17 protein-coding genes are annotated in these 19,466 nt (G+C 71.7%); 6 read left to right on the top strand and 11 right to left on the bottom strand.

Features of this window, described 5'->3' with window-relative positions; all coding sequences use genetic code 11:
- The first annotated feature begins 331 nt into the window (after window positions 1-331).
- Window positions 332-1,039, top strand: coding sequence for a sigma-70 family RNA polymerase sigma factor (locus ABZ463_RS00610; RefSeq protein ID WP_362771688.1), 708 nt, complete (start codon window positions 332-334; stop codon window positions 1,037-1,039).
- Window positions 1,040-1,110: 71 nt separating this feature from the next.
- Here ABZ463_RS00610 and ABZ463_RS00605 read toward each other — a convergent pair whose 3' ends face one another.
- Window positions 1,111-2,226 carry a serine hydrolase domain-containing protein gene (locus ABZ463_RS00605; RefSeq protein WP_362771686.1) on the bottom strand — a complete coding sequence of 372 codons (1,116 nt, stop codon included), beginning with the start codon at window positions 2,224-2,226 and terminating at the stop codon, window positions 1,111-1,113.
- Window positions 2,227-2,421: 195 nt separating this feature from the next.
- On the opposite strand from ABZ463_RS00605, the gene ABZ463_RS00600 reads away from it, so the two are divergent.
- Complete coding sequence (locus tag ABZ463_RS00600) at window positions 2,422-3,132, top strand: MarR family transcriptional regulator (RefSeq protein ID WP_352009166.1); 711 nt, start codon at window positions 2,422-2,424, stop codon at window positions 3,130-3,132.
- A 147-nt stretch (window positions 3,133-3,279) separates the two neighbouring features.
- Here the strand turns inward: ABZ463_RS00600 and ABZ463_RS00595 are convergent, their stop codons facing one another.
- Genes ABZ463_RS00595 through ABZ463_RS00585 form a run of 3 tightly spaced genes read right to left on the bottom strand, consistent with a single transcriptional unit; the run spans window position 3,280 to window position 5,902 of the window.
- On the bottom strand, window positions 3,280-4,284 hold the full coding sequence (locus tag ABZ463_RS00595) for a zinc-binding dehydrogenase (protein ID WP_362771683.1): 1,005 nt from the start codon (window positions 4,282-4,284) through the stop codon (window positions 3,280-3,282).
- Window positions 4,281-5,282 carry a Gfo/Idh/MocA family oxidoreductase gene (locus ABZ463_RS00590; RefSeq protein ID WP_362771681.1) on the bottom strand — a complete coding sequence of 334 codons (1,002 nt, stop codon included), beginning with the start codon at window positions 5,280-5,282 and terminating at the stop codon, window positions 4,281-4,283. Before ABZ463_RS00590 ends, ABZ463_RS00595 begins: the two co-directional genes overlap by 4 nt.
- Complete coding sequence (locus ABZ463_RS00585) at window positions 5,279-5,902, bottom strand: polysaccharide deacetylase family protein (RefSeq protein WP_362771679.1); 624 nt, start codon at window positions 5,900-5,902, stop codon at window positions 5,279-5,281. The genes ABZ463_RS00590 and ABZ463_RS00585 overlap by 4 nt, the downstream gene beginning before the upstream one ends.
- Window positions 5,903-6,026: 124 nt before the next feature.
- Here ABZ463_RS00585 and ABZ463_RS00580 point away from each other — a divergent pair, with 124 nt between their 5' ends.
- Genes ABZ463_RS00580 through ABZ463_RS00565 form a run of 4 tightly spaced genes read left to right on the top strand, consistent with a single transcriptional unit; the run spans window position 6,027 to window position 10,116 of the window.
- Window positions 6,027-6,785 (top strand): GntR family transcriptional regulator, encoded by a 759-nt coding sequence (locus tag ABZ463_RS00580; protein WP_362771677.1) that lies wholly within the window; start codon window positions 6,027-6,029, stop codon window positions 6,783-6,785.
- Window positions 6,786-6,795: 10 nt separating this feature from the next.
- Window positions 6,796-8,169, top strand: coding sequence for an extracellular solute-binding protein (locus ABZ463_RS00575; protein ID WP_352009161.1), 1,374 nt, complete (start codon window positions 6,796-6,798; stop codon window positions 8,167-8,169).
- Window positions 8,166-9,080 (top strand): sugar ABC transporter permease, encoded by a 915-nt coding sequence (locus ABZ463_RS00570; RefSeq protein WP_362771675.1) that lies wholly within the window; start codon window positions 8,166-8,168, stop codon window positions 9,078-9,080. The genes ABZ463_RS00575 and ABZ463_RS00570 overlap by 4 nt, the downstream gene beginning before the upstream one ends.
- Before the next feature lie 4 nt (window positions 9,081-9,084).
- On the top strand, window positions 9,085-10,116 hold the full coding sequence (locus ABZ463_RS00565) for a carbohydrate ABC transporter permease (RefSeq protein ID WP_362771673.1): 1,032 nt from the start codon (window positions 9,085-9,087) through the stop codon (window positions 10,114-10,116).
- Window positions 10,117-10,155: 39 nt separating this feature from the next.
- Here the strand turns inward: ABZ463_RS00565 and ABZ463_RS00560 are convergent, their stop codons facing one another.
- From ABZ463_RS00560 to ABZ463_RS00530, 7 genes are all read right to left on the bottom strand, one after another.
- On the bottom strand, window positions 10,156-10,935 hold the full coding sequence (locus ABZ463_RS00560; RefSeq protein ID WP_362771671.1) for a class I SAM-dependent methyltransferase: 780 nt from the start codon (window positions 10,933-10,935) through the stop codon (window positions 10,156-10,158).
- A gap of 168 nt (window positions 10,936-11,103) precedes the next feature.
- Window positions 11,104-12,399, bottom strand: a complete 1,296-nt coding sequence (locus tag ABZ463_RS00555) for a cytochrome P450 (RefSeq protein ID WP_362771669.1) — start codon at window positions 12,397-12,399, stop codon at window positions 11,104-11,106.
- A gap of 436 nt (window positions 12,400-12,835) precedes the next feature.
- The gene (locus ABZ463_RS00550; protein ID WP_362771667.1) at window positions 12,836-13,891 is read right to left on the bottom strand and encodes an iron chelate uptake ABC transporter family permease subunit; all 1,056 of its coding nucleotides are present in this window, start codon (window positions 13,889-13,891) and stop codon (window positions 12,836-12,838) included.
- The gene (locus tag ABZ463_RS00545; RefSeq protein WP_362771665.1) at window positions 13,888-14,952 is read right to left on the bottom strand and encodes an iron chelate uptake ABC transporter family permease subunit; all 1,065 of its coding nucleotides are present in this window, start codon (window positions 14,950-14,952) and stop codon (window positions 13,888-13,890) included. Before ABZ463_RS00545 ends, ABZ463_RS00550 begins: the two co-directional genes overlap by 4 nt.
- A 110-nt stretch (window positions 14,953-15,062) precedes the next feature.
- Window positions 15,063-16,031, bottom strand: coding sequence for an ABC transporter substrate-binding protein (locus ABZ463_RS00540; protein ID WP_362771663.1), 969 nt, complete (start codon window positions 16,029-16,031; stop codon window positions 15,063-15,065).
- A 109-nt stretch (window positions 16,032-16,140) separates the two neighbouring features.
- Complete coding sequence (locus ABZ463_RS00535; protein WP_352009153.1) at window positions 16,141-17,817, bottom strand: ABC transporter ATP-binding protein; 1,677 nt, start codon at window positions 17,815-17,817, stop codon at window positions 16,141-16,143.
- Complete coding sequence (locus tag ABZ463_RS00530) at window positions 17,810-19,465, bottom strand: ABC transporter ATP-binding protein (RefSeq protein ID WP_362771661.1); 1,656 nt, start codon at window positions 19,463-19,465, stop codon at window positions 17,810-17,812. Before ABZ463_RS00530 ends, ABZ463_RS00535 begins: the two co-directional genes overlap by 8 nt.
- Window position 19,466 lies beyond the last annotated feature (1 nt).

Genomic DNA, 19,466 nt, shown 5'->3' with positions numbered 1-19,466 from the left:
AAGCCGCGGGGAGCCAGGGGGAGCCGGGGGGAGCCGACACCGCCGCCGAGCCCGTCCACGGCCCGGCCCACTCGTCACAGCCGGGTGCACGGCGCCCCGCGCGTCGTGCCCGGGCGTGTCCCCGCTCCCCGTGGCCGGGCGTGGCCGCGTCCGGGGTGCTCCCTGTCGCGCCTGGACGTGTCCGGGCACTTCACCGTGCCCGGACACGTCCGCCCCCGCCTCCGGCATGCCCTTTCACCCGGCCGGATCCCCCTAAGCCGTCGATCGGCCCGCCCGGCGAGCACGCCCTGACGCCCGCGGCTCCGTCTCGACCAGCGTCGAAGGAACCCCCATGCCTCCTGCCGTACCCGCCGTCTCCTCGATCTCAGCGGACCTCCCCGCCTCCCCCGCCTCTGTCGGCTTATCCGAACCCTCCGCCGCCTCCTGCCCTTCTGTCATCTCCGGTTCCCCCGGGCTCTCCGGGCTCTCCGGGCTCTCCGGGCTCTCCGGGCTCTCCGACGAGCAGGTGACGGCGCTCGCGCTGGCCGCGCGTGCGGGGGCGCCCGACACCGTCGAGGCCTTCGCCCGCGCCGTCTACCCGGACGTACTGCGCTTCGTCGCCCACCTGGCCGGAACCCACGCGGCGGAGGACCTGACGCAGGAGACCTTCGTACGGGCCCTGCTCGCCCTGCCCCGTTTCGCGGGCCGCTCCTCCGCCCGGACCTGGCTGCTGTCCATCGCCCGGCGGGTCGTCATCGACCGCTTCCGGTCCGCGGCCCGCCGTCCGCTCCTCGCCGACCTCACGGACTGGCAGTCGGCGGCCGAACGCCGTCAGCCCCTCGGGCTTCCCGGACGCGAGGACGGAGTCGCCCTGGCCGACCTGCTGTCCAGGGTCCCGCGTGAACGCCGCGAGGCCTTCGTGCTGACCCAGCTGGTCGGGGTGCCGTACGGCGAGGCCGCCGAACTGATCGGCTGCCCGGTCGGCACCGTACGCTCCCGCGTTGCCCGCGCCAGATCCCAGCTGATCGCCTCCCTGACCGCCGCCGACCGGGCCGCCTGACCCCCGCCCCGAACGATCGTCATGCCCTGACCTGCGCGAGAAGGCCAGATCCCCGGATGACGGCGGCGGGCTCACCGGGACCCGACCGGGCAGAACTCGGCCGACAGGACGTCGGCGAAGACGTTCAGCCCGCTCCAGTCGCCGTTGATCTCGGTGGCCAGCATGTGCCTGCCGTCTCGCCGCCCCATGGCGTACGTCCACGATCCGTAGGTGGCACCGGCGTTACCCCAGACCCACGTGCCGCACGACAGTCTCTGGGTGAAGACGCCGAGTCCGTAACGGGTGCCGGGGATCCAGGCGGGCCCGCCCTTGGTCTCGACGGTGGTGAACATCTCCTTCTGCTGGGCGGCGGGCAGTAATCGGCCGCCCAGCAGCGCGCCGAAGAACCGGTTGAGGTCACCGACCGTCGAGACCATCCCGCCGGCCGACCAGGCGGCGGACTGGTTCATGTCGCCGGCGTCGTAGATCGCCGGGTTGGGTTCCTGGGAGAACAGGGTGGAGTAGTGCACGGGGTGCGGACCTCGGATCCTCGCCTCCGTTCCGGGAAGGTATGTCCCGGTCAGGCGCAACGGCCGGATGATCCGCCGGGTCACCTCGTCACCGAAGGTCCTGCCTGTCGCCTTCTCCACGATCATGGCGGCCAGGATGTAGTTGGTGTTGGAGTAGGCGAAGCCCCCGCCGGGGGCGAAGTACGGTGGGTTGCGCAACGCGATCCCCACCAGTTCCTCCGGCGTGACGACGTCGTAGCGGTGCTCGAACCACGCGGCGCCCCGCCCCTTGGCGAAGAATTCGGGGTCGTTGCCGTAGTTGAAGATTCCGCTGGTGTGGTTGAGCAATTGCCGGACGGTGATCCTTCCGCCGTCGTATCCGTTGCCCCGCACCAGTCCGGGCAGCCAGTGCTGAATACGGTCGTCCAGGCTCAGCCTGCCCTCTCCGGCCAGTTGCAGTACCACGGCGGCGGTGAACGCCTTGGTGGCGCTGCCGATTCTGAAACGCTCGTTCGGGCGGCGCCCGCGAGCCGTTTCGGTGTTTGAGAACCCCGCCGAACCGAACCACCGTTTGTTCCCCTCGCGTACCTCGGCGGCGATGCCGGGTGCCCCGTTTTCGGATACGGCCCGATCGAGGGCGGGCTGTACCTGGGCAGGGCTCGCCACGAGCGCGGCGGCGAGAAGGAGGGATGCGATCACATCGAACTCCGATACACGAGACAGCGCGTATTTTACAGACACAAAAGCTAGTTTGCATTCAGGGCGCCGTCAATAAAATCCGAGACATTCACCCGGCATTTTGCAATGACAATGAAGGTGAATGCAAAATCCCTACTTGCAATGAGCTGCCAGCGAATGCAATATTTGTTTTCAACGGGAGGAGGCGCAGCGCCGATGCCAGGCGGCAGACTGACATACGAGGAACGCCGGGAAATCGCCAGGGGACTGGCCGAAGGGCTCACCTACACCGAGATCGCCAAATGCCTCGGACGCCCGATCTCCACCGTCACCCGCGAGGTCATCCGCAACGGCGGGGCCGGCGGTTACCAGGCCGACCGGGCCCACCACGCGACCGGGATCCGGGCCCACCGCAACAGGTCCGCCGAGTCCCAGCCGGCGCCGGCGGTCAGAGACGGGCAGGGACGGAATCCGGAGACGATCAGGCAACTGGAAGACGACTTCAGCACCATGCTGGTGGACACCGGACTGCCCCGCATGACCGCTCGGGTGCTCGCCTGCCTCTACACCACCGACAGCGGCAGCCTCACCGCCGCCGAACTCGTCCAGCGGCTCCAGGTCAGCCCGGCCTCCGTCTCGAAGGCCGTCACCCAACTTGAGCAGCAGCGGTTGATCCGGCGCGAACGCGATTCCCGGCGGCGTCGTGACCGCTACGTCATCGACGGCGACATCTGGCACCGGTCGTGGCTGGCCAGCGCCCGCAGGAACGCCCGACTCGCCGAGGTCGCCGACGGCGGTGCCGAGGTCCTCGGTCCGGCCACCCCCGCCGGTGCCCGGCTGAAAACCATGGGCGCGATCCTCAACCGGCTCAGCGACGACATGATCCGCGCGGCCGAGCGCCTACGCGGCGCCGGCGGCGATCAGTGAGCTCCGACCGCCGGCACCCGCCTCCTCCCCACCGCCGCCCGAGGCGTCGACGGACCCGGTCGCGGCCGGGCCGAACCGGGTTCACGCGCGAACGTCCGGCCCGGCCGAAGGGAAGGGACTCACCGCCGGCCGGTCACCGTTCCTCCTTCATGCCGTCCAGTCGAAGCAGAGCGCTCCAGCCGGTGCTCCGCCGTCTCGCAGGCGCGCGTAGACGGACTCCGCGTCCACGGGGGACACCCGTTCGGAGATCATCGCGGCGGTTCTGAACGTTCCCGAGGCGAGACGGCGGAAGTACAGCTCGGTCACCGCGTCACGGTTGAGCGGGCCCGCCGACGGGTCGTCGGAGACGAGGTCGGCGTGCGCCCCGAGGATGGTCAGCGAGTTGCTGACCACGCCGGGACCGAGCGTCTGCCGGGACGGTGTGGGCGTGTCACCGAGCAGGACGACACGGCCCAGCGTGCGCGCCAGCCGTACCGCCTGGGAGAGCACGGCGGGGTTGCCGGTGACGTCGAAGACCACGTCGGCGAACCGGCCGCCGGTCAGGTCGGCGACGGCGGAGAGGGCGTCGGCCGCGGTGCCCGCGAGCAGGTCACTCGCCCCGCTCGCCCGCGCCAGGTCGAGCCGCCTGGCGTCGGTGTCGACGGCGACGACGCGGGAGGCTCCGTGCGCGACCGCGTACTGCACGACCAGCTGGCCCACCGGGCCGAGCCCCAGCACCACGACGGTCTCGCCCATGGTGATCGCGGCTCTGGCGGCGCCCGCCGCCGCGGTCACGACGAGGGGGATCCACACCGCCTCCTCGTCCGTCACGCCGCCGGGCAGCGGCCGGGCCTCGCGCTCGGTGAGGGTGACCAGCTCCTGGTGGGGCGCGTAGCTCTGCACGCGGTCGCCAGGCCGCAACGTCGTGACGCCCTCGCCGACCGCCTCCACGACCCCGGCCATGCTGTAGCCGGGCCGGAACGGGTGACGCACCCACTCCTCCCAGTTGGTGCCCGGGTCGAACTCCCCGCGCAGGCAGGCCAGCTCGGTGCCGGGGCTGATCAGCGACAGCGTGGTACGGCACAGCACCTCGCCGGGGCCCGGAGGGGCGACGTCCTCATGCGCCACCCGCACCTCGCCCGGACCCGGGAACTCCACGAACAACGACCTCATCGGTCCCTCCCAAGATGTACGGTCCGCCCGTGGGCGGCGCTCTGGTACGCCGCTTCGATGATCCGCATCGAGGTGACGCCGTGCGACGCACCGGGGGTGGGGTCGGCCCCGGCCAGAGTGTCCAGGAACGCACGCATCTGGGCGTCGTATCTGCGCTGGAGCGCCGCTTCGGTGAGCTCGCCGGGAAAGGTCTCCGCGCCCGGCTGCCCGGCCCGTACCAGCGTGCCGGGGAAGGTCTGCGCGTACGCCTCGGTGCCGGACACGCGCACGCTCCCCGTCGGACCCGGCGTGTGCGGATGCCACCAGCCCGACTCCACGCCGGAGGTGACCCCGTTGTCCCAGACGATCGTGAGGATCGCGGTGTCGTCGACCGGCAGGTCGCGGTAGTGCGTCCCGCAGTGCGCGCTCACGCTGACGGGCTGGGGGTCGCCGAGGATGTGGCGGGTGACGTCGATGGCGTGGACGCCGAGGTCCATGAGCGCGCCGCCGCCCGCCAGCGCCGGGTCGGTGAACCAGCCCTCGGGGCCGAACCCGGCGTGGACGGCGTAGGCGGTGGTGTGGACGGGCCTGCCGAGTGTCCCGTCGCGCACCAGGTCGCGCAGCCAGCCGACCTGCTCGTCGAAACGCAGGCAGTGGGCGAGCATCACCCGGGCACGCGGGCCTTCCGCGGCGGCGATGGCCAGGGATTCGGCGACGCTCAGCGCCATCGGCTTCTCCAGCAGCACCGAGACCCCGGCCCGCAGCGCCTTGACCGCCTGCTCGGCGTGCAGGGAGTTGGGCGTGGCCACGATGAGGCCGTCCACGTCGCCGTCCGCCAGGAGACGGTCGAGGTCGAGGTAGCGGCGGGCGATGCCGTACCGCTGTGACAGGGCGTCGAGGGACTCCGGCCGGTGGTTGACCGCGGCGACCAGCACGGCGCCGGCGCCGGCGGCGGCGCGTGCGTGGTAGTCGGCGATGTAGCCGGTCCCGGCGATGGCCAGGCGCGGTGGGCGGTTCATGCGAGTTCGTCCATGCGAACGAGGCGGGCACCGGCGGCGCGCAGACCGTCGATGACCAGCGGCAGGGCACGGCCGGTGGCCTTGGTCCACGGATGGAGCAGCACCACGGCGCCGTCGCCGTGCGCGACGGCCTCCTCCACGACCAGGCGGGCGACGCCCGGCCCGGTGGCCTTGCCGCGCCAGTCGAACGGGTCCACGTGCCAGCTCGTCTCCCGGTAGCCGAGCCGGTCCAGCGCGGACCGGATCGCCGGGTCATCGCTGCCGTCGCCGAACGGGCAGCGGAACCAGGGGCTCGGGTCGTGGCCGGTGGCGCGGCGGATGGCGCGTTCGGCGAGCCGTACGTCCTGGTCGAAGGCCTTGGGCGACAGCCAGCTCATCGGCGCGTGGTGGTGGGAGTGGTTGCCGATCAGGTGACCGTGGGCGGCCAGGTCCTTGGCCAGCGCGGGGTTCGCCTGGGCCCAGCGCCCCTGGATGAACATGGTCCCCACGGCCTCGCGCTCGGTGAGCGTCTCAAGCACGTGCCGGGTGCCGTCCGGGTGGGCGGGATGGTCGCCGTGCTCGACGTCGAAGGTCAGCGCCACTCGCCAGGGCGCCGGTTGGGTTCGGGGTGACTCCGTCACGCCTTCTACCTGCCTCTGATTCGGGGGGTGCCGCCTTGACAGAGGTAGCGGCCGTGATCAGTATTGCTGACAACATTATAAGCAATCAACCGCTCGGCAGATTTCGGAAGGAAGCGAACTCCCGATGGCCCGCTATCGGCTCGAAGCCGGTCCGATCCCCCTCCACCACCAGGTCTACCTGGACCTGAGCGCCGCGCTCGACGAGGGGGAATGGCAGGCGGGAGACCGTCTGCCGCCGGAGAGAGAGCTTGCCCGCCGCTACGGATGCAGCCTCATCCCGGTACGGCGGGCCCTGGCCGAGCTGGCCCGCGAGGGCCGTCTGGAGCGCACCCGCGGGCGCGGCACGTTCGTCCAGCACTCCCGGCTCGAAGTCGATCTGGGCACCAGCCAGAGCTTCGCCGACCTGATGAACATGCACGGCCTGGACCCGGACACCAGACTGGTCGCCTCCGGGATCGAGATGCCGGGAGAGATGGTCGCCGCCGCGCTGGCCCTGGCCCCCGGCGCGCAGGTCGTCTATCTCGAACGTCTGCGCATCGCCAACGGCGAGCCGTTGATCCTGGAGCAGGTCTACCTACCGGCCGGCCGCTTCGCCGGGCTGCTCGACCACGATCTTGAGCGCAACTCCCTCTACAGCCTGCTCGGCGCGCACTACGGCGCCAGGGTCGTGCGCGCCCGCGAGGTCATCGAGCCGGTACGGCTGCGCGCCCACGAGGCGCGGCTGCTCGACCAGCCCGTGGAACGCCCCGCCATGCTCGTCGAGGGGGTCGCCTTCGGCCCCGGCGACGAGCCCATCGAGTTCACCCGCAGTTACGTGAGAGGTGACAGAGCCCGCCTCTCTTTTGAGCTCTCCATCACCCGCCCCCCGGACCCCCCAGCCTAGGGAGAGACACATGAATCGGTTATGGCACACCCTGGCCGCGATCTTATTGGCCACGACGCTGGCCGCCTGTGGAGCAGACGCCCCTCCCGGCGGTGACGACGCGGCTGTCGAGCTGCGCTGGTACTGCTGCCTCGGCACCGGTGAACAGGCCGAACAGGTCAAGGCGCAGCAGAAGGTGATCGAGAGGTTCAACGCCTCCCAGCGCCGGATCAAGGTCAAGCTGGAGGTCGTCACCTACGACTCCGCCCGCGACACGCTCGCCACCCAGATCGCCTCGGGCAACGTGCCCGACCTCGCCGGTCCCGTGGGGGTCGGCGGTGCGGCCGCCTTCCACGGCCAGTGGCTCGACCTGGCCCCGCTCATCAAGTCCAGCGGCTTCGACCTCAGCCCCTACGCCAAGGGCAGCGCCGACCTCTACCGGATCGGCTCCGTTCAGGAGGGCGTCCCGTTCGCGATCTACCCCTCGACCCTGTACTACAAGGCCGACATGTTCGAGGAGGCCGGCCTGGCCGAGCCGCCGCACAAGTACGGCGAGAAGTACACCTGGCCCGACGGCCGCCAGAGCGAGTGGAACTACGACACGCTCAGGGAGCTGGCCCTCAAGCTCACCGTCGACAAGAACGGCAAGGACGCGACCCAGGAGGGCTTCGACCCCGGCCAGATCGTGCAGTACGGCTTCGAACCGGCCCGTGACGACCTGCGCTACCAGGGCGCCGCCTTCGCCGCCGGATCACTGGACACGGGCGACGGCAAGACCGTGAAGATCCCCGACGCCTGGGCCGACTCCTGGCGCTTCTTCTACGACGGCATGTGGAAGGACCGGTTCATCATGACCGGCCCCGTCTTCCAGACCGAGCAGTTCAACGGGGACGGCGCCGCCTTCTTCTCCGGGCACGTCGCGATGAGCGTCAACTTCCTGTGGTCCACCTACGGCGTGGCAGGCGCGGGCGACGACTGGGACCTGGCGGCGATGCCCTCCTACAAGGGCAGGACCACCTCACCCACCAGCGCGGACACCTTCCGGATCCTGGCCGGCAGCAAGCACCCCGCCGAGGCCTTCGAGTTCCTGAGCTACCTGGTCGGCCCGGCCTCCCAGGAACTGCTCTCCGCGTACGGCGCGATGCCCGCCCGCACCGCCGACCAGGACGCCTTCTTCGCCAAGCTGGCCGGGCAGTTCCCCAACAAGGTCGACTGGCAGGTCGCCAAGGACAGCGTTGCCTTCGCCGACAACCCCCACTCGGAGTCGTACACGCCCAAGTACAACCAGACGCTCACCATCCTCGGCACCTACAGGAGCCGCTGGATGACCCAGGGCGGGCTCGACATGAACGCCCAGCTCAAGGCGATGCGCGAGGAGATCCAGGACGTGTGGAACCGCTCATGAGGAGCGAGACCACATCCTGGGTGGCCCGCAGGGAGGCCCGGTACGGGCTCCTGTTCGTCCTTCCGTGGATCATCGGGTTCCTCGCGTTCACGGCGGTCCCGATGGCGGCCACGTTCGTCTTCACCTTCCTCAACATCTCGCTGACCGAGCGGGAGCCGCTCATGTTCGTCGGCCTGGCGAACTACCAGCGGCTCTTCGCCGACCGGCAGGCGTGGGCCTCGCTGTGGGTGACCGCCCGCTTCGCCCTGCTCTGGCTGCCGCTGGTCGTCGTCCTGCCGTTCCTGCTCGCGGTCGCGGTCAACAGCAGGTACGTGCGCGGCACCGGGCTGTTGCGGGTGCTGTTGTTCATGCCGTACGTCGTGCCGTTCGTGGCCAGCGCGCTGATCTGGCAGAACATGCTGGTCGACGACGGATGGATCAACACCGCGCTGCGCGTGCTCGGCGTCGGCGACGCGCCGAGCTGGCTGAGCGACCCCAGCTGGGTGATCCCCGGACTCGTCATGATCGGCCTGTGGGGGCTCGGCTCGGGCATCATCATCAACCTGGCGGGGCTGCGCGGCATCCCCACCGAGTTGTACGACGCCGCCCGGCTCGACGGTGCCGGATGGTGGCGCCAGCTGTGGCACGTGACGGTCCCGATGATGTCGCCGGTGATCTTCTACACGATGATCCTCGCGGTCGTCGAGGTCATGCAGTACTTCCTCATCCCGCTGGTGCTCTTCGACGGCAGCGGCGACCCCGGCGGCGCGACCCGCTTCTTCAACCTCTACCTGTACCAGACCTTCTTCACCTACCAGGAGATGTCCTACGGCTCGACGCTGGCGTGGCTGCTGTTCGTCATCACCCTCGTCGTGACCCTGGTGCTGTTCCGGCTGTCCAGGCACTGGGTCCACTACACGAGTGAGAGGTGACCCGGTGACCCCGTACGCCGCCCGCCGCATCCGGACGGCGCTGATGACGATCGTGATGTTCGGCATCGTCGTGGCGTTCCTGTCGCCCCTCGTCCAGATGACGCTGTCGTCGCTGAAGAGCGAACGGCAGGTCAGCCAGGCGCACGCGCCGCTGCTGCCGTCCGACCCGCGCACCTTCACCCATGAGGGCCGGCAGTACGACGTGTACCGGGTGCCGCTCGACGGCGCGGTCCGCGAACTGGCCCTGGTGAAGAAGGGGCGCGCCGAGAGCGAGTTCCTCGACCCGGCGGCTCCCGAGAGGGGAACCGTCGTCTGGCGCGGCTCCTGGCGCACCCTGGAACCCAGCTGGGTCCTGGCGCCGCAGTGGTCGAACTACGCCGCGGTCTGGAGGCTGATCGACTTCCCCCGGCTGCTGCTCAACACCATCACGCTGGCGGTGATCAGCACGATCGGGACCGTCCTGTCGTGCACGCTGGTCGCCTACGGCTTCGCCCGGTTCCGCTTCCCCGGCCGCGGGCCGCTGTTCACCCTGCTCATCGCCACGATCTTCCTGCCAACCGCGGTGACGCTGATCCCGACATACACCATCTTCGTGCAGATCGGCTGGGTCGGCACCTGGCTGCCGCTGCTCGTACCGACCTTCTTCGCCAACGCCTACAGTGTCTTCCTGCTGAGGCAGTACTTCCTGACCATCCCGCGCGAGATGGACGAGGCGGCCTCGATCGACGGTGCCGGACCGCTGCGCACGCTGCGTTCGGTGATCGTGCCGCAGGCGTGGCCGGCGATCACCGCCGTCATCCTGTTCAACTTCGTCTACACCTGGAACGACTACTTCACCCCGCTCGTCTACCTTTCCGGGCGGCCCGAGCTCCAGCCGCTGCAGGTGGGCCTGGCCGCCTTCAACGGCCTGTACTCGACGAAACCCGCCTACATCCAGGCCGGCGCCATGATGACGATCGCCGTTCCGGTGATCCTCTTCATCTGTTTCCAGCGCACGTTCGTGCGCGGCATCATGAGCACCGGAGTGGAGAAGTGACCGTGGCGGCCGAGGGCCGGGGAGGCGGGTCGGCGGGGTTCAGCCGAGACGGCGGGCCGCGTACAGGATCCGGTCGTGACTCTCCTCGTCGGCCGGTTCCCGCGCCGAGGTCTCCACCAGTCCCCGGGTGGCGACGACGCGCAGCCCGGCCCGTTCGGCCGCCCGGCGTACCGTCCGGTCGGAGTGGTGCCGCTGCACGTGCCGCATCGAGACCCGCCGCCAGGTCGTCCCCGACCGCTCGAACAGGTCGAACCGGGTGACCACCACCGCGTCGGCCTCGATGGGCGGGGACTCCGCGAACCACGCCACGTACCGGTCCCCCCGGTCGACGACCGTGGGGGCGCCGAACGCGCGCCGATAGTAACCGATGGTGTTCATGTCGAAGACCAGCACCCCGCCCTCGGCGAGCTGGTCGCGCGCGGCCGCCATCGCCCGGCACAGCCGGTCCTCCGAGGTCAGGTAGGTCATCGGCACGTCCACGCAGGTGACCGCGTCGAAGCCGGTCAGACCCGGCGGGGGTTGCTGCAGCCGTCCCACCAGGAACCGGATCCCCTCGGCTCCTGGGCGGCGCCGGGCCGCGGCCACCATCGCCGGGGACAGGTCGTAGCCGGTCACCTCGAACCCCCGTTCGCGGAAGGCCACGCTGCTGCGGCCGGTTCCGCAGCCCGCGTCCAGCAGCCGCCGTCCGCCCGGGCCGTACCGGTCCACCATCTCGACGTAGCGCGCCACCAGCCCGGTGGTGTCCGTCCCCGCGTTCAGCTCGTCGTAGCGGGGCGCGATGCCCTCGTACGCCGCCAGCGTCTCGTCCACGTGTGACACGCGCGCCTCCGGTGAGCCGGGCCGGGAGGCCGCGCCGGACCGTCGGTCACGGCGCGGCCGGTGGGGGACCTACCAAACGCGCCACGCCTGCCGGTTGACCCGGCGGCCGGTGACCCGGCGCATCAGCTTCCTCATGGACTCACCTCCTCTTCTGGTGACCGTCGGCGGTCAGGGCCTGGTGGGGGTACGGCGCAGCCGGAATCCGGGAGGGGTGATGATGCCCGCGACGTGGGGACGTCCCCGGCCGCCGCGCACCTCAAGGCGGGCGCCGTCGGTCACGGCGGAGAGCAGGTCGACGGCCAGGGTCTGGGCGACGGAGGCCCCGGCGCAGGCGAACGGGCCGCCGCCGAAGGGCAGGTAGGGTCCGTGGGGGCCGGAGCCGTCCCAGCGGCCGGGCCGGAACCGGGTGGCCTGCGGCCAGTGCCGGTCGTCGCGGTGCAGCAGGTAGGAGCAGACCGACACGCTCTCCCCCGGTTCCAGGAGCACACCGCCGACCCGGTGGGCGCGGCGCACCGGGCGGCCCAGCAGCCACGCCACGGGCCACAGCCGCAGCGACTCCCGTACGGCCGACTCCGCGGGCACCTCCGCCAGGTCGACGCCCTCGGTCGCGGCCGCCAGCAGCGCCCAGGCGACGACGTGGCCGACCGGTGCCACCGAGGTCCGGAACAGCAGCAGGTAGACCTGGGCGACCTGGGTGGCGGGCGTGCCGGGCGGGGTGGCCCCGAGTACGGCGTCCAGCAGGTCGCCGGGCGGATCCGGCCGCCGCTCCGGCCGGGCCCGCCGGGCGCGCGCCTCGTCGGCGACCGCCCGCACCACGCGCGCCCACAGTGCCCGCTGCGCCGTACGTGCCAGCGGGCCGCCGAAGCGGATCAGGACGCCGCGCCGTACGACCCGCGTCATCAGTTCCCGCAGCGCCGCCGGGCTGTCCGGGCTCAGCAGCGCCTCGTCCAGGAACCGGTACGCGGCGACGCGCCCGGCCGAGGGCCACTCGCTGTCCTCCCCCAGCTCCGCCACGACGGCGGGCAGCCGTTCGCGGCCGGCGGTCAGGTGGGCGCGCAGCGTCGCGCGCGCCGCCCGCCCGATCGCGACCTGCGTCGCCCGTGGCCCCAACCGGCCGCCGCGGACGTGGAAGAAGTCGGACACCTCGTCGTAGTCGCCCTCGGGGTCGTGCAGGATGCGCCGGGCCTCGACCGGGTCGGCCACGCACAGCGACCCGTCGTCGGGAAGCCGGAACATCGGGCCCCGTTCGCGGGCCGCCCACTCGACGAACCCCAGCGGGTCCCGGCGGTACCACCGCGCCGCTCCGCCGGGCGGGCCCGGCGGCCGTCTCCCGTCCCGGGCGGACTGATCCGGTTCGCCGACCGCCGTCATTCCCACCTGCCCACGCCGTCCGTGATCTCGGATGTCCGCGCGGGTGGTGCCGTCCGCGCCCTGCCGGGAGAGCCGCGTCGCCTGCCATCCCACCGGGTCTACCGAACACGGCAAAGATGGAAAGACAACACCAAACCAGGAACAGTCGCAGTTTATACCCATAGATCACCCATATTGGTTGTTGAGTGAAAAATGAGAAATATCGATACTTGACGGAATGTCATGGCGGACATATCCCAGGAAAAGGTCACCCGATTCGAGCCGGAGAAAGACCCGGTGAGCCCAGGCAACGGGGCCCTTCCAGGGGTTTTCCGGCGACCGCCCGTCCCGGTCCGGCGCCGAGTGAACGAGTGGCTCAAGGATATGAGGCCGCGGATCGGACGCGTTTCCCGTCCGCCCCCGGGAAACGCCGGGAAACGCCGGGAAACCGGCCGTACGGGTGACTCCGGTGAGGGAGTGCCGGGCTTACCTGTGCGGCCCGCGCTTCGGACCCCCAGCCCTGGCGCGGGCCGCACAGGAGACCCGGCGGTCAGCGTTTGCGCCAGCCGGAGACGAGGACCCAGACCAGGTAGACACCGCCGAGGGAGCCGGTCATCACCCCGACGGGAAGCTGGGTCGGGGCCAGCAGGCGCTGGGCGGCCATGTCACCGGCGACCAGCAGCAGCGCGCCCATGAGGCCCGACAGGACCAGGACGGGGGCGGCGGACCTGGCGAGTCTTCGGGCCAGCTGGGGGGCGGCGAGCGCGACGAACGGGATGGGCCCCGAGGCGACCGTCGCCACGGCGGTGAGGGCGACCCCGAGCAGCATGAGCCAGAGCCGGGAGCTCTCCACCCGCACGCCCAGGGCGGTCGCCAGTTCGTCGCCGAGTTCCATCAACTTCAGCCGCCTGCCGAAGGCCAGCGTGACGGGGACGAGGACCAGGAGCGTGCCGACCAGCAGGTTCACATGACCCCAGCCGCGCCCGTTGAGGTTGCCGGTCATCCAGGTCGCCGCGACGTGGGCGTCGGCGAACTCGGCGCGGGCGATCAGGTAGATGTTGGTCGCCACCAGCCCCCCGTTGACGGCGATGCCGACCAGGATCAGCCGGTAGCCCTGTACCCCGTCCCTGAAGGCGAGGAGATACACGACGAGGGAGGTCAGCAGGCCCCCGGCCAGGGCGCCGCCCGCGACGGCGACCATCCCCCCGCCGAGCACGATGATCTGGATGAGCGCGCCGGTCGCGGCGCCCGTGGTGAAACCGACGATGTCGGGGCTGCCCAGCGGGTTGCGGGTGAGGCTCTGGAAGACCGCGCCCGCCAGGCCGAGGGCCGCGCCGACGAGCAGCCCGGTCAGCACGCGCGGCAGCCTGAGCGTCTCGACGACGAACATGTGGGCGCGCTGGCCGTTGCCCGCGAAGGCGCGCAGCACGTCCCCGGGGGCGATCGGGTACTGCCCGGTCCCGATGGCCAGGACGGTCAGCGTGGTCACGGCCGCCGCGAGCACGGCCCCGGTCAGCACGACCCGGAGGCCGACGCGGAAGGAGGCGCGACGCCCGGGGAGGGTGACCGTGAACCCGGGGCGCTTCGTGGTGTTGAGCGCGTTCACAGCTGGGCGATCCTCCTGCGGCGGACGAGGGCGAGAAAGACCGGCATGCCGACGAAGGCGGTGACCACCCCGGCCTCCAGCTCCGCGGGCCACAGCACCAGACGGCCCACGATGTCGGACACCAGCAGCAGCACGGGGCCGAGCAGCACCGAGTACAGCAGCACCCAGCGGTTGTCCTGACCGACCGCCAGCCGGGCGGCCTGCGCCACGACCAGGCCGACGAACCCGATGGGCCCGACGGCCGCGGTCGCCGCGCCGCACAGCAGGGTGACGGCGATGACACCGAGCACCCGGGTACGGCCCGGCCGTACTCCCAGGGCGCGTCCCGCGTCGTCGCCGAGCGCGAGCGCGTTCAGGGAGTTGCCCAGCGACATCGCCACGATCAGGCCGACGACCATGAAGGGGACCGTCCTGGTCACGACCGTCATGTCATGGCCGCTGAGGGCTCCGGTCCCCCAGTAGCGGTACTGCTTGAAGGCCTCGGGGTCGGTCAGCGCGATCGCCTGGGTCGCCGAGGCCAGGGCGGCGCTGACCGCCGTCCCGGCCAGGGCGAGCCGTACGGGGGTGGCGCCGGAGCGCCCGCTTGAGCCGATGAGGTAGACGACGACCGCGGCGGCGGCCGAGCCCGCGAAGGAGAACCAGACGAGGCCCCCCAGGTCCTGCAGCCCGAACAGGCCGATGGCCGCCGCGATGGCGATGACCGCGCCCGCCTCGACGCCCAGGATGCCGGGGTCGGCCAGCGGGTTGCGGGTCAGCGCCTGCATGAGCGCGCCCGCCAGGGCCAGGCAGGCGCCCACCCCGATCCCGAGCAGGGTCCTGGGGACGCGCAGGTCGTGGATGACGTGGGCCGCGTCCGAGTTGTCCGGGTGCAGCAGGAGCCTGACGACGTCTCCGGCCGGGATGGCCTTCGAGCCGATGGCCAGGCTCGCGAGCACCGCCAGGACCAGCAGCAGGAAGGCCAGCAGCGCGCCCGCGGAGCGCAGCGCCGTACCGCGCGCCCGGCCTCCCTTCGACCTGACCGGCGGGGGCGCCAGAAGTCCGACGCCCTCCCCGGCGGTCATGAAGGCGCCTTCGCGGACGCGGTGCGGGTCACCGATGGTAAGGGGAGGTCCACTCGGTCCTCTTCCTCCTTGTGAACGCTCCGGTGAACGTCCTTGTGAACTGACGATCCCTAGGCGAGCTTGGCGAGGATGGCTTCGAGCTGGCCGACGATCTCCAGGACGCCCTTGTAGCTGTACTGGTAGCCGTACTTGATCGGGTAGACGTGCCCCTCCTTCGCGGCGGGCAGCAGCTTCCACGATCCCTGGTCGAGCAGCTTCTGCGTCGCGGGGTCGACGCTGCCGTCGGGCTGCGCGCCGTACAGCAGGACGGAGGTGTCCTTGAAGCGGGAGATCTGCTCGTAGGAGAGCCGGACGCCACGGTTGGCGCGCTCGTCGGTCGCGACCTTGGAGAACTTCAGGCCGGTCTCCTCCATGAACAGGCCGGGCCAGGAGACCGGGGAGTTGGCGACGAAGCCCTCGGGGCCGCCCTCGACGTAGTCCCAGGTGGTCTTCTCCAGGACGGCGGAGTACTTGGACTTGATCTCGGCGATCTTCGCCTCGTACTCGGCGATCTTCCCGGCCATCGCGTCCTTCTTACCCAGCGCGTCGGCGATCTCGGGCAGGGCCTTGCGGACGTCGGCCGGGTTCTCCGTCACGAAGAAGGCGGTCGGCGCGATGGCGCTGAGCTTGTCGTAGCCGAAGTCCTCCTCCCTGCGCTGGGTGCTGACGATGAGGTCGGGCTGGAGCTGGGCGAGCTGCTCGTAGTTGATCGACGTCTCGTCGGTCCCGATGACGGGGATGGTCTTGACCTTCGCCCAGTCCTCGGGCGAGTAGTCGCTCTCGGCCTCCTGGAGGACCGCGATGGGGGTGATGCCCAGTTCGAGGACGGCCGCGGTGGTGTTGAGCAGGGAGACGACTCTCTTGGGCTCGGTGGGGACCTGGACGGCGCCGTGGACGGTCTGGACGGTCCTGGTGGCGGCGGGTGCCCCCGAGGGGTCGCTCGCCGAGCCCGGGGAGGGGGCCGAGGAGGGACCGCACGCGGTGGTCAGGGCGACCAGCCCGGCGGTGAGGAGGCCGAGAACGGCCCTGGTGAGATGCATCCCGCGTCTCCTGGATCACTATTGTTAGGTAAGGCAAACCTAAGTAAAGAGTCAGGTTTCCTTCACGTCAAGTCGAGGCCGCCCGTCACCCGGCTACGGGCGGCCCCGGTCAGTTCTCGTACCGGGGGTCGAGCGCGCCCGCGCGCAGCCCGACCAGCCGTGGCAGCAGCTCGATGGTCGCGGGACGGTGGGCGATGACGATGAGCGCGCGCTCGTCGCGCAGCCGGGCGAGCGCCGTCTCCAGGCTGCGGGCCGTGACCGGGTCGACGTCGGCGGTCGCCTCGTCGAGGATGAGCACGGCCGGGTCGGCGAGCACGGCCCTGACCAGCCCGAGGATCTGCCTCTCCCCCGCCGACAGGTCCCCGGCGGGGGTGTCCAGCCCCCGGGGCAGCCCTCGGAGGAACGCGCCGATCCCCAGGGTCTCGAAGGCCGCCTCCATCTCGGCGCGTCCCGGCTCGCCCCTGGCGAGGGCGAGGTTGTCGGCGACCGAGCCGGAGACCATGTGGACCTCCTGCGGCACGAGGGCGATGCGTCTGCGCACCTCCTCCGGCGAGGCCTCGCCGAGATCGACGCCGCCGAAGGTGACCCGCCCCGAGTCGGGCCGGTAGAGGCCGCTGAGGAGCTTGGACAGGGTCGTCTTGCCCGATCCGGTCTCCCCGACGAGCCCGGCGTGGGCGTTCTCTGCGAAACGCACCGAGACCCCGCGCAGCACCTCTGTCTCGTCCTCGTAGCGGAAGGTGACCTCCTCGGCCAGCAGCTCTCCCCTGGCGGGCAGCGGCCGGTCCCCGCCCGGCTCGGGGGCGCCCGCCGACAGCAGGTCGAGCAGCCGGGCCAGCCCGGCCCTCACGGTCTGCATCTCCCCCGCGAGCTGGGACAGGTCGCCGAACCCCTCGAACAGGTTGCGCCCGGCCAGCACGAAGACGACCGCGGTGGAGACGCTCAGATGCCCTCCGACGGCCAGCCAGGCACCGAAGCCCAGGAGCACGGCCATCGCCGCCCCCTCGACCAGGGTGATCGCGCCGATCCTGTTCTCCACCACGACCGTGCGGCGCTGGGTGAGGAGGGCGGCCAGGTTGTCCCGGTCGAAACGGGCCAGCCAGGCGGGCATGCCGCCCGCGGAGCGCAGTTCCTCACGCGCGTCGAGGGTCTCGGCGAAGGTGCCCGCCATGGTCGCCTCCGCCCCGGCGTGCGCGCCGAACGCGGAACCGGCGTCCTTGGCGAACCAGCGGGTGATCAGCAGCGCCGGGGGCAGGAAGACCGCGACGACCACGAGGGTCAGCGGCCAGGAGTAGCCGAGCAGCACGACGGCGGTGAAGGCCAGCGTCGCGGTGACGCCGAGCAGGTTCGGCAGCGCGGTGCGGACGAACATGGCCAGCTCGGCGATCTCCCCGGTGGCGCGCTGCAGCAGCGAGCCGTCGCGGTGCGCCTCGATGAAGCGCAGCGGCGCCCCGGCGAGTCGTTCCGCGGCGCGTTCGCGCAGTTCCCTGGCGACCCGCTCTCCCGCGTCGGCCAGGGTGGTCGCGGCGAACCTGGCCAGCAGCGCCTGCGCGACGACGAGCCCGGCCAGCAGCGCGACGGCCGTGAGCAGCCGGTCGCGGTCGCCTTCGGTCAGCGCCTCGACGGCCAGGCCGATGAACGGCGCCAGGGCGACCAGCGCGGCGCTCTCGGCCAGGCTGAGCAGCAGCGCGAGCAGGATCCTGCCCGAGTGCGGCCGCAGGTACGGCCAGGCGCGGCGCAGCAGCCTCCTGGTGGACGGCTCGTCGGACAGCATGACGACCTCAGCCATGGGAGACCTCCGCTCCGGTGAGGTCGAGCACACGGTCGGCGGCGTCCGCGACCGCGGCCCTGTGGGTCACGAAGACGACGGCGGTCCGCGGCGACCAGCGGCGCAGCCGGTCCAGGACGTGCGCCTCCGTCGTCTCGTCGAGGGCGGAGGTGACGTCGTCGAGCAGCAGCACGGCCGGTCGGCCGAGCAGGGCGCGGGCGAGGGCGAGCCGTTTCACCTGGCCGCCGGACAGGGCCCCGCCGCGCTCGCCGACCTCCGCGTCGAGAGGCAGGTCGATGGCCGCGGTGTGGCAGGCGGCACGCAGGTCGTCCTCGTCCAGGTCACGGCCGAGCCTCAGGTTGTCGGCGACGGTCCCGGAGACCAGCACGGGCCGCTGGGAGACCAGGACCAGGCTCGCCGCCACCTCGTCGGGGTCGGCGGCGCGCAGGTCGAGGCCGCCGTAGGAGACGGTCCCCTCCGAGGGGTCGGCGCGACGGCACAGCAGCCGCAGCAGCGTCGACTTGCCCGAGCCGCTCGGCCCGGTCACGGCCAGCAGCTCCCCCGGCTTCACCGAAAGCGACAGCGGGCCGAGCACCCGCCGCCCGTCTCGGACGACCGTCACGTCCTCGCAGGCGAGGACGGCGTCCGCGGGCAGCGGGAGGGGGTCGGACGGCCGGTCGAGCGCCGGGCGCAGCGCGAGGACCTCGGCGATGCGGCGGGCGGCGACGACGGCCTGGCCCCGGTCGGCGAAGCGTTCGACGGCCACGCCGACGGCCAGGGTGAGCGTGACCATCCACGTGGTGAACGCGACGAGGCCGCCGACGGTGAGGTCTCCGGCGAGCACCGCTATGCCGCCGAAGCCGATCCCGGCGACCACCGCCAGGCGGGGGATCATCGGCCCGAGCGCCGACCAGGTCGCCGAGATCCGGGCGGCGCGCATGGTCGTCTCCGTGACGCGGGCGCTGTGCGCGCGGTGCCTGCCGAGCAGGACGTCGGCGCCGCCGAGGCCGCGCAGCGCGCCGCCGACGGTCAGCAGGTCCGCGACGGCGTCGGCGCGGGCGGCGTGCGCGTCGGACAACTCGGCGAGCGCGGGCTCGAACCTGCGGGAGAACACCACGTTGACCAGGATCAGCGGCGGGATCATGGCGAGCGTCACGTAGAGCAGGACGGGTTCGAGCGTGGCCAGGGCGGGCAGCACGACCGCGAACGTGGTGGCGATGACCGCCCAGGTGGTCAGGCCGTGCACCCAGATGCGCACCAGGTCCACATCCCGGGTCACGCTCATGGCCAGGTCGCCCCGGCCGCCCCGCCCGGCCAGGTCGTCGTCGCCGAGCGCGGCGACGTGCCGGACCAGGCGGTGCCGCAGCGTGACGCCCGCCCGGGCGTCGGCCAGGTTCGCCCACCACTGCCAGCCGGCGAGCCCGGCCCACTGGACCGCGGCGGCGGCCAGGACGGCCAGCGCCCAGGTGATCGTGGTACCGACGTCGGAGCGGGAGATGCCGTCGTCGACGGCGCGCTGCACGCACCAGGGGATGGCCAGCAGCGCGACCTGCCTGACGACGGCCGAGACGACGGCGGCGGCCAGGGTGCGCCGCTGCGCCAGCAGGCACTGGCGCAGCAGCGAGGAGGGCCGGGGTGGCCGGGGTGAGGAGGAATCGGAGAGCGGCAAG

Source organism: Streptosporangium sp. NPDC020145 (assembly GCF_040631275.1).
Taxonomy (GTDB): domain Bacteria; phylum Actinomycetota; class Actinomycetes; order Streptosporangiales; family Streptosporangiaceae; genus Streptosporangium.
This window is presented reverse-complemented; position numbering and strand designations above follow the sequence as displayed.

What these genes read in the sequence shown, in the direction of transcription:
- ABZ463_RS00610 (WP_362771688.1), top strand. Translation starts at nt 332, where the DNA reads ATGCCTCCTGCCGTACCCGCCGTCTCCTCGATCTCAGCGGACCTCCCC.
- ABZ463_RS00600 (WP_352009166.1), top strand. Translation starts at nt 2,422, where the DNA reads ATGCCAGGCGGCAGACTGACATACGAGGAACGCCGGGAAATCGCCAGG.
- ABZ463_RS00595 (WP_362771683.1), bottom strand. Translation starts at nt 4,284, where the DNA reads ATGAGGTCGTTGTTCGTGGAGTTCCCGGGTCCGGGCGAGGTGCGGGTG.
- ABZ463_RS00590 (WP_362771681.1), bottom strand. Translation starts at nt 5,282, where the DNA reads ATGAACCGCCCACCGCGCCTGGCCATCGCCGGGACCGGCTACATCGCC.
- ABZ463_RS00580 (WP_362771677.1), top strand. Translation starts at nt 6,027, where the DNA reads ATGGCCCGCTATCGGCTCGAAGCCGGTCCGATCCCCCTCCACCACCAG.
- ABZ463_RS00575 (WP_352009161.1), top strand. Translation starts at nt 6,796, where the DNA reads ATGAATCGGTTATGGCACACCCTGGCCGCGATCTTATTGGCCACGACG.
- ABZ463_RS00570 (WP_362771675.1), top strand. Translation starts at nt 8,166, where the DNA reads ATGAGGAGCGAGACCACATCCTGGGTGGCCCGCAGGGAGGCCCGGTAC.
- ABZ463_RS00545 (WP_362771665.1), bottom strand. Translation starts at nt 14,952, where the DNA reads ATGACCGCCGGGGAGGGCGTCGGACTTCTGGCGCCCCCGCCGGTCAGG.
- ABZ463_RS00540 (WP_362771663.1), bottom strand. Translation starts at nt 16,031, where the DNA reads ATGCATCTCACCAGGGCCGTTCTCGGCCTCCTCACCGCCGGGCTGGTC.
- ABZ463_RS00535 (WP_352009153.1), bottom strand. Translation starts at nt 17,817, where the DNA reads ATGGCTGAGGTCGTCATGCTGTCCGACGAGCCGTCCACCAGGAGGCTG.